We start from the raw sequence: 14,202 nt of genomic DNA on the forward strand, positions 1-14,202 counted from the left end.
CTCATGACTCGGAGTCCGCGTTTGGTGTTATCCTGCAAGGATTTGAAGGGTTAAAAACGCGGGCCTGCCGGTTATGAGCTATACTCTTATGAACCAATGGCAATCGCTCAGGATCGAACTCTTCAAGAGATGTGAGCTATAAGCCATGAGAGGATGAGACAGAGAAGGAGAATTTTCATGCAGATTTTTTATGAGGCAGATGCAGATTTGAATGTACTTCGTGGGAAGAAAGTGGCGGTGATCGGCTATGGGAGCCAGGGGCACGCCCAGGCGCAGAACCTTCGCGACAGCGGTGTGGAAGTGATCGTGGGGCAGCGTCCCGGTTCAGCCAACTACGACAAGGCGGTGGAGGACGGTTTTGAGCCCGTTTCCGCCCGCGAGGCTGCCGAAGAGGGCGATGTCATTCAAATCCTCACTCCCGATCATGCCCAGGCTGCTCTTTATCATCAGGATGTGGCCCCCTGTATGAAAGCGGGTAAGACGCTTCTTTTTTCCCACGGCTTCAATATCCATTACGGCCAGATCCTTCCGCCTGCAAATGTGGATGTAGTCATGGTGGCGCCCAAGGGGCCCGGACATCTCGTGCGCAGCGAATATGTACGTGGCGCGGGTGTGCCGGCTCTCTACGCCGTGCATCAGGATGCCACCGGGCATGCGGTTCAGACGGCTCTGGCCTATGCCAAGGGAATCGGGGCCACTCGAGCCGGCGTGCTGGAAACGACCTTCAAAGAGGAAACCGAAACGGATCTTTTCGGCGAGCAGAGCGTACTTTGCGGTGGAGTGTCCGAACTGATCAAAGCGGGCTTCGACACTCTGGTTGAGGCGGGCTATCAGCCTGAGATCGCATTTTTTGAATGCATGCACGAACTGAAACTGATCGTGGACCTCATCTATCGGGGGGGGCTGGCCTATATGCGCTACTCCATCAGTGATACCGCTGAATATGGCGACCTGACTCGCGGGAAGAGAGTCATCACGGAAGAGACGCGCAAAGAGATGAAGAAAATATTGGGAGAAATTCAGTCGGGTGCATTCGCAAGAGATTGGATTCTCGAGAATCAGGCAGGTCGTCCCATGTTCCGGGCTACACGGGAAAGTGAAAAGAGACTTCTTCTCGAAGAAGTGGGGAGCCGCCTTCGGGCCATGATGCCTTTCCTGGATGCGGTAAAAATGATTTAATCGGCGCGGCGCAGTTCAAAGATTCACCGAAGCAAAAAGCGAGGTACTCTGTTGGATTCGAAGTCTGAAAGGTCCGATGATTTTAGAAGAAAGGCAATGCACATCCCGATTGCCAGGGAAGGGGTGCCTTATTTGCTCGCGGCGGTGTTCACCACGCTCGTCACCGCCGTTTTGGGCTGTGCCCTGTTGACCTGGCCCCTCCTCGTCCTGACTCTGTTGATGGGGCATTTTTTCCGCGATCCCGAAAGGATTCTCATTGCAGAGCCTCAGGATGTCATTTCCCCTGCCGAAGGCAGGATCGTCTGCATCGAACGAGTGGAATCGACTCGTTTCATCGATAAGCCCTGCTTGAAGATCGGTATTTTCATGACCGTTTTCGATGTGCACGTGAACCGGATTCCCTGTTCCGGGACCCTTCAGGGAATGTTCTACCAGAAAGGGCGTTTTTTGTCGGCAAGTTTGGAACGTGCGAGCATTGAAAATGAGCAGAACTGGCTGTGGATTCGCACGGAGACAGGTGCGGATGTGATCGTGACCCAGGTGGCCGGGCTGATTGCGCGACGCATTGTCTGTTGGCCGACCGTGGGAGATCGAGTCATCCGCGGAGAGCGTTTCGGTATGATTCGTTTCGGTTCCCGATTGGATGTCTATGTGCCTGAGAACAGCGAAGTTTTAGTGCGAAAGGGTGAGCATGTCTACGGGGGTGAAACCGCATTATGTCGGCTGAAATAAAAAAACGACGCCCGAGGAAGAAGAGATGGCGGCAGTTCAACGAAGAGAGTGAAATCCATCTTGGGGCGTACATCATTCCCAATCTGTTCACCACGGCGAATCTCTTCAGTGGTTTTTTCGGCATCATCAATTCCATCAACGGAAGATTCGAAGTTGCCGCTGTGGCAATCATCGTTTCGTGTATTTTTGACATCCTGGATGGAAAGGTGGCGCGCCTGACGCGTGCGACCAGCCGGTTCGGCGTGGAATACGATTCCTTGGCAGACCTGGTGGCCTTCGGTGTGGGACCGGGGCTTCTCATGTATCTGTGGGCTTTGAAGCCCTTCGGTCGTCTGGGCTGGCTGGCCGCTTTTCTTTTTATGGCGTGCGGCGCCTTGCGTCTCGCTCGTTTCAATGTCCAGGCGGAGACTGCAAGCAAGAAGTACTTTACCGGCCTTCCCATACCGGGCGCTGCAAGCATGGTGGCCACTACGGTACTCTTTTGCCACGAATGGGCCGTATCCTCCGATTTCTATGCGGTAAATCTCTCCTTCCTGCTGATGACCTATCTGCTCGGATTCCTGATGGTCAGTAATGTTCCCTTCAACAGTTTCAAAGAGGTAGAAATGATCAAGGCAAAACCTTTGCCGGTCCTCTTTGGAGCTGTGATGCTCCTGACCATCATAGCGGTGAATCCCTCTTCCATGCTGTTTGTGCTCGCCGTGATTTATGTCTGCTCCGGACCCGTTGGTTATCTTTTTTTGCACCGCAGAATCACTCGAACGGCTCAAGCTCCCGATCTGGCAGATAAGGCGCCGCAGGGGCAGGAAAGTCCGGATCAATCCCAACCGGAGCAACACCAATAGGAATGGGCCTGGAGGGATACCCTCATATTGACCATTATATATACTGCGCACGGTTTGAATTTGGAGCTTTGTCATCCCGTTAAGATTTTTTCCTTTCGGCTGAAATGACAGAAGGTCCGGTTTATAGCCGTTTACCGCATATAGAAGGACGGTGTTTTTGACACTTCATGATTCATCGTTGACAGCCTTTAAGGGAAGGTGAAAGCATGGCAATGACCATCAGTGAAAAAATCCTGGCGAAACACGCTGACAAATCTCAAGTGCAGCCTGACGAACTTGTGGAGGTCAAGGTAGATTTCGCTCTGGGCAATGATATTACCGCTCCTCTGGCGATCGATGCATTTCGCCGTGCTGGAGCGAAGAAGGTTTTTGACCGGGAACGCATAGCTCTGGTTCCCGATCATTTCACGCCGAACAAAGACATTGCATCGGCAATGCAGGTTCAGATTCTGAGAGAGTTTGCAAAAGAACAGAACCTCAAGCACTTTTTTGAAGTCGGTCGTATGGGGGTGGAGCACGCTCTTCTTCCCGAGTTGGGATTGGTGCTGCCCGGGGATGTGGTCATCGGGGCCGACAGCCACACCTGTACCTACGGGGCTTTGGGTGCCTTTGCGACGGGTGTCGGCAGCACGGACCTGGCTGCAGCCATGATGACGGGCAAAATATGGTTCAGAGTCCCCCATTCCATAAAGTTCATCTATCGAGGCAAACGAAGACCCTGGGTGGGGGGCAAAGACCTGATCCTCTACACCATCGGGCGGATTGGCGTCGATGGCGCGCGCTACCGGGCGATGGAGTTCACGGGTGAGGTGATTGACAATCTTCCCATGGCGGATCGGTTGACCATGTCCAATATGGCCATCGAAGCCGGCGCGAAGGTGGGCATCATAGCTCCTGATAAAACGACCGAAGAATATGTAAAGGGCAGGGCTCAGCGTTCTTATGAATTTTATCGAAGTGATGCGGACGCAGCTTATGAGACGGTCTACGATTGGGATGTATCCGGATTTGAACCCATGGTAGCTTTGCCTCATTCTCCCGGGAATGTGCGCCCCGTGACGGATCTGCCGGAGATTGCAATCGATCAGGTCGTCATCGGTTCCTGCACGAACGGGCGTCTCGAGGACCTGAGGGAAGCGGCCAAAGTCCTCAAAGGAAAGAAGGTCGCTCCCAATGTCCGATGCCTGGTCATTCCCGCGACCCAGAATATTTATCGGAAGGCCATGGAGGAAGGGCTCATCGAAATCTTCCTCGATGCCGAAGCGGCCGTCAGTACTCCCACCTGCGGCCCTTGTCTGGGGGGACACATGGGGATTCTCGCGGCGGGAGAAAGGGCCGTGGCAACGACCAACAGAAATTTTGTCGGCCGCATGGGGCATCCCGAAAGCGAAGTCTATTTGAGCAATCCTGCAGTGGCTGCAGCTTCCGCCATCGCCGGGAAAATCATTCACCCCAAGGATGTTTGACGGGATTTCAGGCTTGCGGGTCCAACGGATTCAAATCGATAAGGGTTGGGCTCTCACGCCTGATGCCTTCACCCTAGAAACAATGAGGTCGAGACATGCAAATCAGAGGAAAGGCGTGGAAATTTGGGGATGATGTCGACACGGATGCCATCATTCCTGCGCGTTATCTCAATACTTCGGATACAAAAGTTCTGGCTGCCCATTGTATGGAAGATGCCGATCCCGAATTCTCCGGCAAAGTCCGAGCGGGGGATATCATTGTGGCAGGAAAGAATTTTGGCTGCGGGTCGTCCCGTGAACACGCCCCTATCGCCATCAAGGGTGCCGGGGTGAGCTGTGTGATTGCCCACAGCTTCGCACGCATATTCTACCGGAACGCATTCAATATGGGGCTCCCCATCCTGGAATGCCCCGAGGCTGCCTCAGCCATTGCCACGGGCGATGAAGTGGAAGTGAATCTGGAGGATGGACGTATTGTCAACCATACTCGAAAGCAGACGTACCGGGCTCAGGCTGTGCCCCCCTTCATGCAGAAACTTCTGCAGGCCGGAGGACTCATGGCATACGTTCGTGAACAGATGCTCCAGGAAGAAGATTAACTTCGGCGGCTTTTTATGTGAAGGCATCTGCAGGAACGCACCTTGGGCTGCAACAATCGGGCTGAGGCACGATCCTGCAAGATAAGAATTTCATTTTTTATTATGCCCCCCGGTGCTGGGGGAATCGAGATGGAAAGACGAGAGAGACGAATATGGCCCAGAATAAGAATTACCGCATTGCTGTACTTCCTGGAGACGGAACCGGTCCCGAGGTGATCCGGGAAGCCCTCAAGGCCCTGAACGCGGTGGCTGAAAAAGAAGCTTTCAAGGTGGAAGAGGTTCATTACGATCTGGGTGGGGAGCGTTACCTGCGCACTGGAGAAATCCTTCCCGAAAGCGTGCTGGAGGAACTGAGGACTTTCGACGCCATTCTTTTGGGCGCTATTGGGCATCCCGATGTAAAGCCCGGGATTCTGGAAAAGGGACTCCTTCTGGAGCTTCGCTTTCAGCTGGATCAATACATCAACCTGCGCCCCGTGATCCTCTATCCCGGTGTGGATACTCCCTTGAAAGACAAAGGCCCGGAAGATATCAACTTCGTAGTGGTCCGCGAGAATACCGAGGGGCTCTACGCCGGTTCGGGAGGCATTTTGAGGAAGGGGACCCTTCACGAAGTGGCGGTCCAGGAATCCATCAATACCCGAATGGGAGTGGAGCGCTGCCTGAGATTTGCTTTCGATTACTGTCGCCGTCGAAACCAGCGCAAAAAGCTTACCTTGTGCGGTAAGACGAACGTTTTGACCTATGCGTTCGATCTCTGGCAACGGGTTTTCAATCTGATCGCTGAGGAATATACCGATATCACGACGGACTACGCTCACGTCGATGCCACGTGCATGTGGATGGTAAAGAATCCGGAATGGTTTGACGTGATTGTAACGGACAATATGTTCGGTGATATCATAACGGATCTGGGCGCCATGATTCAGGGCGGAATGGGTATCGCGGCGGGAGGAAATATCAATCCCGAAGGGGTCTCCATGTTTGAACCCATTGGTGGTTCCGCTCCCAAGTATACCGGCAAGAATATCATCAACCCCATGGCTGCCATTGGTGCGGCGCAGATGATGCTGGAGCATCTGGGCGAAGGTTCGGCGGCCGGGAGAATGGAGGCCGCGATCCGCAAGGTCGTGGTAGAGGATCTGAAGAGTCTTTCTGCGGGGCACATGGGCTATTCGACGAGCGAAGTCGGAGATCTTGTGGCTGACTATATCAGCAAAAGCGCCTGATGGGTTTTGAGTGTTGAAAGGGCCGCGCGCCCAAAATGGGAACGTGGTCCTTGATGCTCGTTTAAGATAGGGAAACAAGAGGCAAAAGAGAAAATGGGAGAAAAATCTTATCAAGTTGCAGTAGTGGGGGCAACCGGGGCGGTTGGGAATCTGATGGTCCGGGTTTTGGAAGAACGGGGATTCCCGGTCAAGGATCTGAGGCTCCTGGCGTCCTTCAGGTCGGTCGGAAAGACCCTCTCTTACAAGGGGGGGTGCATTCCCGTCGAAGAACTCAAGGAGGATTCCTTCAAGGGGGTCGAGATCGCGCTTTTTTCTGCGGGGGGAAGCGTCAGCAAGAAGTTTGCTCCCATTGCGGCTGCAGCCGGATGCGTGGTCATCGATAATTCCAGTGCGTTCCGCATGGACCCCAATGTCCCCCTGGTGGTTCCCGAAGTGAATCCCGATGCTCTGGTGAAGGGGCCTGGAATCATCGCCAATCCAAACTGCTCGACCATTCAGATGGTCGTAGCGCTCAAGCCCATTTACGATGCGGTGGGGATCAAACGGATCGTGGTGACAACTTTTCAGGCGGTTTCCGGAACCGGGAAGCGGGCCATAGAAGAATTACGAAACCAGGTGGAAGCCCTGGTGCAGGGGAAAGAGCCGAAAATGGAAATCTATCCCCGCCAGATCGCCTTCAACTGCTTTCCGCACATTGGAGCGTTCCTGGAGAACGGATATACCGAAGAAGAGATGAAGATGGTCAACGAAACCCGCAAGATTTTCAACGACCCGAATATCGGAGTCTGTGCGACCACCGTGCGGGTTCCGGTGTATTATGGCCATTCTGAAGCGGTGAATATTGAAACAAAGGCTCCCATTTCGGTGGAAAGGGTGCGCGAGTTGCTCTCCCAGGCTCCGGGAGTGCGTGTTGTGGATGATCCCGCCAACTTGTGCTATCCTGTGCCCCTTGATGCAGCGGGGAAAGATGAGACCCTGGTCGGGCGCATCCGCCTGGATCCCTCTGTCGAAAACGGCCTGGCCATGTGGGTTGTAGCGGACAATATTCGAAAAGGCGCAGCCAGCAATGCTGTGCAGATAGCCGAAACCATGATGGCTCGCAACTTACTTTAGGAGACCATGAGGATTGTAGCTGGCGCCTTCCGCGGAAGGCGTTTGCATTCCCCCAGGAGCGATAAGATTCGTCCCACCACCGATCGGGTGCGCGAGGCTGTCTTCAGCATCATTGCGGCCTACCTTCCCGAAGCCGGTGTGCTGGATCTTTTCGCGGGAACGGGAGCGTTGGGTCTGGAGGCCCTCAGCCGCGGTGCTTGCCGGGCTGTTTTCGTGGATCAGAGTCCGGAAGCCATTCGGCTCATTCGGGCCAACGTTGCATTGTGCGGTGTTCAAGAAAAGGTGAAAGTCCTCCATGGGTCCATCGATCAGGTCATTCGACGGCTTGCCGGGGAAGGGGAATTGTTTGACGTCATTTTTTTGGATCCTCCCTATGGGAAGGGTTATGTGGAAAAGACCCTCGGACGATTGGGAGAAATCGCCCGTTGTGGAGCTTTGGTGATTGCGGAACATTCGGTCAAGGATGATCTGCCCCGGCACTGGGCAGGATGGGTGAGGACCGGGGAACGCAGGTATGGCGATACGATGATTTCTTTTTACGAGAGAGAGCTTCCTTGTTGAAACTGTGAAAAAATGCGCCGGAGAGCGGAAAAGGAGAAGGTTATGGACAAGTTGGCGGTCTATCCAGGGTCGTTTGATCCCATCACGAATGGTCATTTGGATCTGCTCGAGCGTGCCCTCAAAATTTTTGACCGTATCGTCATCGCCATTGCGGTTCATCCTGGAAAAAAAGCGCTTTTCAGCCTGGAAGAGCGGTTGCAGTTGATCAAGGATTCCCTGTCGGGACATCCGCTGGAACACCGTATTCGCGTAGATTTTTTTCAAGGCCTTCTTGTCGATTATGTCAAAGATGTCCGGGCGGATGCTATCGTGAGGGGATTGAGGGCGGTGAGTGATTTCGAGTATGAATTTCAGATGGCCCTCATGAACAGGAAGCTCAGCACCGAAATCGAAACGCTCTTTCTCATGACGGGGATGCGGTGGATTTATATCAGTTCCAGGCTTATCAAAGAGGTGGTCATGTCGGGGGGGTGTGTCAACGGCCTGGTTCCTGAACCCGTGGAAAAAGCTCTTATAGAACGGTTGGGAAGAACGGCAGCTAAAGAATCCCAGGTGGTGGTCAGCTGAACCGAATGACGGCGCATCCATTAACTCCCGTGACCGGAACGGCCACAACGAAAAATGAAAAAAAGCAAAGATATGCAAGGCAATAGGGAAAGCGGGAAACGCTCTTGAAAAGCGGTGTTATCATGAGCCATGAGCCTTTTTTCATATAAAGCTGTCGGGCCTTCATCTATTGAATGCGGGATGCGATTTCCAGAACCGTCTGAACATAGGGTTGGCTCTTGTTGTAGCCGTAGATGACCGCTTCCTTTGCGGCCTGGTCTTTGGCCTGGGGCCAGCCGTGGCCCCGCAGGTAATTGGCAACGCTGAAGATGGCGTCCTGAGGGGTGTAAAGATCGATACGTCCGTCATGATTGCCATCCATGGCATAGTGAACCATGCTGGAGGGCAGGAACTGAGGCCAGCCTACGGCGCCCATAACGGACCCCCGGCAGGACTCGGCACTGAATCCCTGGGCTTCAGACCATTGAAGCAAAGCGCAAAGTTCTGCATAAGCCCACTTCGATCTTTGAAGCATTTTTCGGTCAAATGCATCCCGCCCCCAATGTGTGCGATCCTGCTCGGTGAGCAGTGCCCACACGGCATCTCGGGAACTTTCCCGGTCCATGAGGGCAAAAGTCGAAAGGATCGCGAGGGTCGGGGTTTTACCCGTGTACTGGCCCAACTGTGTCTCGACCAGCAAAATGGCCACAATGACCGTTCGGTCGACTCCAAGTCCCTTTTCCGCTCTGACGAGTGTAGACCAGTGGGTTTGAAGAAACTGCTCCGCTTTGTTCAAACGGGAGGGATCCAGAAATTGTTCGTAATTCAATTTGCTTTCTCGTATGTGGAGTGTGTTTGAAACCGTCTGAAAGAGGGGGGCCCCGGCGGATCTGCGGATAATGGCGATTTGGTCCTCACTGAACCCATCTTGACGCAGTTGGCTGAATAATGATTCAAAAGGGTCCGCCTGTGCGAAGACATTGCAGCAGGTGACAAGCAGGAAGCCGACGATCAAAAGGGGAAGGCATCTGCTTGGGAAATCAAAGCCGGCTCGAAAGTTACAGGATGGCTTATTCAACCTATCTCCTCTCTATCTCACAGGTTTCCCACAACGAGTTTGTTCGTTTTTGCTTGCAGTCCCGATAAGGATTTTATTATATGCTCGCAATGGTTGATGATTGCGCTCCCATGATGATCAAAAGTCTTAATTTTATCCGCGCAAAGTATACAACAATTCAGATTGAATTCAATAAATGATGGACAAACCTTTTTGGGATTGATGACACAGGCGAAGGTCCACTCCTGCTAAAGACTCTTTTGGCGGGAGTTTTTTTTTAACTCCCTTGACCGGAACGGTCACAACGAAAAATGAAAAAGGCAAAGAAATGCAAGCCAATATGGAAAGCGGGAAACGCTCTTGAAAAGTGATGTTATCATGAGCCATGAGCTATGAACCATGAGCCTTTTTTCATATAAAGGAGAAGACATGGATCAAGAATATTTTCAGGCAGAGGCGGCGGCGAGCAAAGCATCATCCATGAAAAGCTATGTTCAGCTGAAAACGCGTTTGCTGGACTGCATCGACGACTTCATAGCCATAATTCCAGAAAATACGGCTATTTGTTCTGAATTGCGTGAAAAATTGGATGCAAACGTCTTCAATCTGGTGGTGGTGGGGCAGTTCAAAAGGGGGAAGACCTACCTCATCAATGCCCTGATGGGGGAAGAAATCTTGCCGGTAGCGGTGGTGCCTCTGACCTCGATCGTGACTGTCCTCAAGTATGGCGAATCCGTAAATGTTCAGGTGGTGTTCAACGACGGGAATACTTCGGAGATCCAGGTGGATCAGATCCAAAATTTTGCCACTGAAACGGGAAATCCAAAGAATGTAAAAGGGGTGCGGGAAGTCCTTATCACTTATCCCTCGTCTTACTTGAAAGACGGGGTCCGACTGATCGATACTCCGGGAGTGGGCTCGATCTATCTGCACAATACAGATGTCGCCTACCAATATTTGCCGAAGTCCGATGCCGCTCTCTTTTTGTTGTCGGTGGATCAGCCGGTGGGTAAGGCGGAAATGGATTTTCTGAGCGATGTGCGGCAGTATTCCAACAAGATTTTCTTCCTCCTCAATAAAATCGATTACCTCTCCGAAGAGGAAGTCTCCGAGTCCATCGATTTTTCCCGGAAGGCCATTCGGGAAGTCATGGGAGAGGATGTAAGGATATTTCCTGTTTCTGCAAAACTGGCTTTGAAAGGAAAATTGGAGTCGTCCAATGAACTGCTCCTGAAGAGCAATCTGCCTGCGTTTTCTGAAGTGCTGACCCGGTTCCTCCTTCTGGACAAGGGGAAAGTGCTGCTTTCTTCGGTGATTCATAATCTGCTGAGGATTCTTTCCCAGTCACGGTTGCAGCTGGAGCTGGAACAGAAATCCCTTGAAACACCTCTCCACGAACTGGAGGAAAAACTGCGGGCGTTTGAGGAAAAGAAGGGAGAGATCCTGAATGAAAAAAAGAACTTCGACATCATGCTGGACGGAGAGGTGAATCGGTTTGTAAAGACGGTGCTCGATGAGGATCTGACTGCTCTGAAGAAAGAAATCCTCCCCAAAATGGAGCAGGGCTTGGACGATTTTTATGCTGCCCATAGCGACCTTTCCCTCAAAGAGTTGAACGATATTCTGGAAAGTTACGTCGTTCAGGAGGTGCAGCGGGCCTATAATGCGTGGCACGGTATGGAGGAGGAGAAGGTCGCGAAGGCTTTCGATGAGATCTGTGAAGGGTTCCTCAAGAGAATAAACGATATTCTGGATGATCTTCTCATGTTTTCATCAGAACTTTTCTCCATTCCCTTCGAAGTGATCAAAGTGAAATCCGTCTGGAGCTCGGAGTCCAATTTTTATTATAAGCTTCAGCACGAACCGGTGGGTCTGGATCTGCTGACGGACTCGCTGACTCAGGTTCTGCCCGGTTATATCAGCAAGCGTTTTGAAAAATTCAGGGCCTACGTCTTCCGATTGGCCAATCGGATGATCTTTAACAAGCGCAAACGCCACATGCTGGAAACGATTGAAATGCAGGCGGGACGCATGCGATCCGATTTTCTCACCAGATTGAACAGGGGAAAGCATGGTTTTCGAAAAGAAGTGCTTCAACGCATAGATGCCATGGTGGACGGAATATCTGGAGCCATCGAAAAGGGAATGGATGCAAAAACAAGGGGGGAAAAGCAGTCGGAAGAGATTAAAAAAGTTCTGATGGAGAAACTGCAGGCCGTGGAAGAAGGAAAGAAAAAGCTCATCGAAATTGCAGAAAATGTTCAGAGTGTATGAGGTCATGCAGATCGCTTTTGATGGAACTCTTTCCAAAGCTTTTCTTCTTGACAAAATAGGTGCGCTAAAGTAGCTTTGTCGCGCATGTGAAAAAAATATCTATTGTTAGTCTTTCTTGTGACATAACTATGCGGCGGAGCAGAATAAAAAGTGCCGGGTCCGGTCCGCTCGTGTTTTTGTTTGCAACGTTTCGTCCGCTTTATATCTCAGTTCCCCTCTCTCGATCGTAAGGAAGAATGGAGTGGGTTCAGCCTTTGATGGTTTGAAGGGGATCGCTTTTGTTTATAGGGAAGGCCTCTTTGGGAGTTTGCCGGGAGCTGTCATGGGTCTTTGCTTGGTCTTGCTTCCAGAAAAAATGATTTTGATTTTTGAAAATCAGTTGAACAAGGAGGAGGAGAGGGGAAGAGATTCGGAGATGCATTTGTTTTGTGTTTTGAGGTAGGGGGGGTCGGACCCCGGGATTGGCTTTTTGGGTGTAAAATGGAAAAATTTTAACAGGAGGATTGAATGAACGCGAGTACAATCATGCTTTTCGCCCTTGGGTGTGGTGCATTGGGAGTGGTTTACGCACTCATCACCGCAGCATGGGTATCGAAACAGAGTGCAGGCTCTGAGAAGATGCAGCAGATCTCGGACGCGATCAAGGAAGGCGCAGAGGCTTTCCTGGCACGTGAATACAAGACCGTTGCCGTTGTTGCCATTATTCTTGCCGCTTTGTTGACCTATCTTGGCAAGTGGACTGCCATCGGCTTCGTTATTGGTACTTTTGGTTCCGCTCTTGCCGGTTACATTGGAATGGTCGTTACCGTCAAGGCAAATGTGAGAACTACTGAAGCCGCCAAAAAAGGTATTCAGGCTGCCCTGACCGTAGCCTTCAAGGGTGGTTCCGTAACGGGAATCATGGTTGTGGGCCTCGGTCTGCTCGGTATCACGGGATATTATCTGGTTGCCAAATCCACGGCGCCGGTCGAAGAAGCTTTCCATGCGCTGGTTGGTTTGGGATTCGGTTGTTCCCTCATGAGTGTGTTTGCTCGTATCGCCGGTGGTATCTATACCAAGGCCGCCGACGTTGGTGCCGACCTCGTGGGTAAGGTCGAAGCGGGTATCCCCGAAGACGACCCGCGCAATGCCGCTGTTATCGCCGACAATGTGGGCGACAACGTGGGTGACTGTGCAGGTATGGCTGCCGACCTTTATGAAACCTACACGGTGACCCTGGTTGCAGCCATGCTGCTTGCCAAGACCGTCTTCGGTGCAGACAGCCTTTGGGTGGAATTTCCCCTCCTGATCGGCGGTATCTCCATCGTTGCTTCCATCATCGGTACCTACTTCGTACGCCTCGGCAAGAGCGAATACATTATGGGCGCCCTGTACAAGGGGTTGGCCGTTGCCGGTATCCTTGCCGCTGTAGCTTTCTATTTCGCCTCCCAGTGGTTCCTGGCGCTTCCCGGCGTTCAGCCCGCATTCACCGCAATGGGTGTTTTCATGACCGCCGTGATAGGTCTTCTTCTGACCGGTACCATCGTGGTCATTACCGAATACTTCACATCCAAGAGCTTTGCTCCTGTTATGCACATTGCTGAAGCCAGCCAGACCGGTCACGGGACCAACGTGATCGCCGGCCTCGCCGTCAGCATGAAGTCAACGGCCGCTCCTGCCCTGGTGATCTGCGGCGCCATCGTGTGGGCTTTCTCCCTGGGTGGTGGATTTGAAGGAAACGCCGGTGGCGGTCTGTTCGCTATCGCTCTTTCTGCAGTGGCCATGCTCTCTATGACCGGTATCGTTGTGGCCATCGACTCTTACGGTCCCATCACCGACAACGCGGGTGGTATCGCCGAAATGGCTGAGCTGCCCGAGTCCGTTCGCGCCATCACCGATCCCCTGGATGCGGTGGGCAACACCACAAAGGCTGTAACCAAGGGTTATGCAATCGGTTCCGCCGGCCTTGCAGCTCTGGTTCTCTTTGCCGAGTATTCACGGTCCTTCGAATCGACCGTTCTGTTCGACCTTTCCAATCCCAAGGTCATCGTAGGTCTCTTCATCGGTGGTCTGCTGCCCTACTTCTTCGGCTCCCTCCTGATGGAAGCTGTAGGTAAGGCTGCCGGTGGCGTTGTGGAAGAAGTTCGCCGCCAGTTCAGAGAAATCCCCGGCATCATGGAAGGCACCGCCAAGCCTGAATACGGCAAATGCGTTGATATCGTTACCAAGAGCGCTATCAAACAAATGATGGTTCCTGCCCTGATTCCCGTTGTCGCTCCTGTAATCGTTGGTTTCCTAATTGGTAAAGAAGCCCTCGGTGGCGTGCTCATCGGTAGTATCGTGACCGGTCTTTTCCAGGCCATTGCGATGACCAGCGGTGGTGGTGCATGGGACAACGCCAAGAAGTTCATCGAAGACGGCATGTACGGTGGCAAGGGTTCTGAAGCTCACAAGGCGGCAGTAACCGGTGATACCGTAGGCGACCCGTACAAAGATACGGCCGGCCCCGCAATCAACCCGATGATCAAGGTTATCAATATCGTGGCTCTGCTCATCGTTCCCTTGATCAAGTAATTTGATTCAATGACAGCCGGTGGACTTTTGTCTGCCGGCTGTTCTTTA

General features: G+C 52.4%; 13 protein-coding genes. 11 read left to right on the forward strand and 2 right to left on the reverse strand.

The window, feature by feature from the left end; all coding sequences use genetic code 11:
- The first annotated feature begins 177 nt into the window (after positions 1 to 177).
- From ilvC to coaD, 9 genes are all read left to right on the forward strand, one after another.
- Positions 178 to 1,179, forward strand: coding sequence for a ketol-acid reductoisomerase (ilvC, locus tag QMG16_RS15985; protein WP_281795843.1), 1,002 nt, complete (start codon positions 178 to 180; stop codon positions 1,177 to 1,179).
- A 96-nt stretch (positions 1,180 to 1,275) separates the two neighbouring features.
- Positions 1,276 to 1,911 (forward strand): phosphatidylserine decarboxylase family protein, encoded by a 636-nt coding sequence (locus tag QMG16_RS15990; protein ID WP_281795845.1) that lies wholly within the window; start codon positions 1,276 to 1,278, stop codon positions 1,909 to 1,911.
- Entirely contained in the window at positions 1,896 to 2,756 is an 861-nt protein-coding gene (pssA, locus tag QMG16_RS15995; RefSeq protein ID WP_281795847.1) for a CDP-diacylglycerol--serine O-phosphatidyltransferase, read from the forward strand. The genes QMG16_RS15990 and pssA overlap by 16 nt, the downstream gene beginning before the upstream one ends.
- Before the next feature lie 206 nt (positions 2,757 to 2,962).
- Complete coding sequence (leuC, locus tag QMG16_RS16000; RefSeq protein ID WP_281795849.1) at positions 2,963 to 4,222, forward strand: 3-isopropylmalate dehydratase large subunit; 1,260 nt, start codon at positions 2,963 to 2,965, stop codon at positions 4,220 to 4,222.
- A 95-nt stretch (positions 4,223 to 4,317) separates the two neighbouring features.
- Positions 4,318 to 4,821 (forward strand): 3-isopropylmalate dehydratase small subunit, encoded by a 504-nt coding sequence (locus QMG16_RS16005; protein ID WP_281795851.1) that lies wholly within the window; start codon positions 4,318 to 4,320, stop codon positions 4,819 to 4,821.
- A gap of 152 nt (positions 4,822 to 4,973) precedes the next feature.
- Positions 4,974 to 6,050: a 3-isopropylmalate dehydrogenase gene (locus QMG16_RS16010; protein ID WP_281795853.1), complete on the forward strand. Its 1,077-nt coding sequence runs from the start codon at positions 4,974 to 4,976 to the stop codon at positions 6,048 to 6,050.
- A 93-nt stretch (positions 6,051 to 6,143) separates the two neighbouring features.
- On the forward strand, positions 6,144 to 7,163 hold the full coding sequence (locus QMG16_RS16015; RefSeq protein WP_281795855.1) for an aspartate-semialdehyde dehydrogenase: 1,020 nt from the start codon (positions 6,144 to 6,146) through the stop codon (positions 7,161 to 7,163).
- 6 nt (positions 7,164 to 7,169) lie between these two features.
- Positions 7,170 to 7,724 carry a 16S rRNA (guanine(966)-N(2))-methyltransferase RsmD gene (gene rsmD / locus QMG16_RS16020; protein ID WP_281795857.1) on the forward strand — a complete coding sequence of 185 codons (555 nt, stop codon included), beginning with the start codon at positions 7,170 to 7,172 and terminating at the stop codon, positions 7,722 to 7,724.
- A gap of 42 nt (positions 7,725 to 7,766) precedes the next feature.
- Entirely contained in the window at positions 7,767 to 8,291 is a 525-nt protein-coding gene (coaD, locus tag QMG16_RS16025; protein WP_281795859.1) for a pantetheine-phosphate adenylyltransferase, read from the forward strand.
- A 166-nt stretch (positions 8,292 to 8,457) separates the two neighbouring features.
- On the opposite strand, the gene QMG16_RS16030 is transcribed toward coaD, so the two are convergent.
- Both QMG16_RS16030 and QMG16_RS16035 read right to left on the reverse strand, forming a co-directional pair.
- Positions 8,458 to 9,348, reverse strand: coding sequence for a lytic murein transglycosylase (locus QMG16_RS16030; RefSeq protein WP_281795861.1), 891 nt, complete (start codon positions 9,346 to 9,348; stop codon positions 8,458 to 8,460).
- Positions 9,349 to 9,516: 168 nt separating this feature from the next.
- Positions 9,517 to 9,714, reverse strand: coding sequence for a hypothetical protein (locus QMG16_RS16035; protein ID WP_281795864.1), 198 nt, complete (start codon positions 9,712 to 9,714; stop codon positions 9,517 to 9,519).
- A 42-nt stretch (positions 9,715 to 9,756) separates the two neighbouring features.
- On the opposite strand from QMG16_RS16035, the gene QMG16_RS16040 reads away from it, so the two are divergent.
- Both QMG16_RS16040 and QMG16_RS16045 read left to right on the forward strand, forming a co-directional pair.
- A complete protein-coding gene (locus QMG16_RS16040; RefSeq protein WP_281795867.1) occupies positions 9,757 to 11,601 on the forward strand; it encodes a dynamin family protein in 1,845 nt (614 codons plus the stop codon).
- A 507-nt stretch (positions 11,602 to 12,108) separates the two neighbouring features.
- Positions 12,109 to 14,154, forward strand: coding sequence for a sodium-translocating pyrophosphatase (locus tag QMG16_RS16045; protein WP_281795869.1), 2,046 nt, complete (start codon positions 12,109 to 12,111; stop codon positions 14,152 to 14,154).
- Positions 14,155 to 14,202: the final 48 nt, after the last annotated feature.

It is taken from the genome of Desulforhabdus amnigena, assembly GCF_027925305.1.
Lineage (GTDB): Bacteria > Desulfobacterota > Syntrophobacteria > Syntrophobacterales > Syntrophobacteraceae > Desulforhabdus > Desulforhabdus amnigena.

Bases quoted from the DNA above. Each gene is read 5' to 3' on its own strand.
- ilvC (WP_281795843.1), top strand. From the start codon at position 178: ATGCAGATTTTTTATGAGGCAGATGCAGATTTGAATGTACTTCGTGGG.
- QMG16_RS15990 (WP_281795845.1), top strand. From the start codon at position 1,276: ATGCACATCCCGATTGCCAGGGAAGGGGTGCCTTATTTGCTCGCGGCG.
- pssA (WP_281795847.1), top strand. From the start codon at position 1,896: ATGTCGGCTGAAATAAAAAAACGACGCCCGAGGAAGAAGAGATGGCGG.
- leuC (WP_281795849.1), top strand. From the start codon at position 2,963: ATGGCAATGACCATCAGTGAAAAAATCCTGGCGAAACACGCTGACAAA.
- QMG16_RS16005 (WP_281795851.1), top strand. From the start codon at position 4,318: ATGCAAATCAGAGGAAAGGCGTGGAAATTTGGGGATGATGTCGACACG.
- QMG16_RS16010 (WP_281795853.1), top strand. From the start codon at position 4,974: ATGGCCCAGAATAAGAATTACCGCATTGCTGTACTTCCTGGAGACGGA.
- QMG16_RS16015 (WP_281795855.1), top strand. From the start codon at position 6,144: ATGGGAGAAAAATCTTATCAAGTTGCAGTAGTGGGGGCAACCGGGGCG.
- rsmD (WP_281795857.1), top strand. From the start codon at position 7,170: ATGAGGATTGTAGCTGGCGCCTTCCGCGGAAGGCGTTTGCATTCCCCC.
- coaD (WP_281795859.1), top strand. From the start codon at position 7,767: ATGGACAAGTTGGCGGTCTATCCAGGGTCGTTTGATCCCATCACGAAT.
- QMG16_RS16035 (WP_281795864.1), bottom strand. From the start codon at position 9,714: ATGGCTCATGATAACATCACTTTTCAAGAGCGTTTCCCGCTTTCCATA.
- QMG16_RS16040 (WP_281795867.1), top strand. From the start codon at position 9,757: ATGGATCAAGAATATTTTCAGGCAGAGGCGGCGGCGAGCAAAGCATCA.
- QMG16_RS16045 (WP_281795869.1), top strand. From the start codon at position 12,109: ATGAACGCGAGTACAATCATGCTTTTCGCCCTTGGGTGTGGTGCATTG.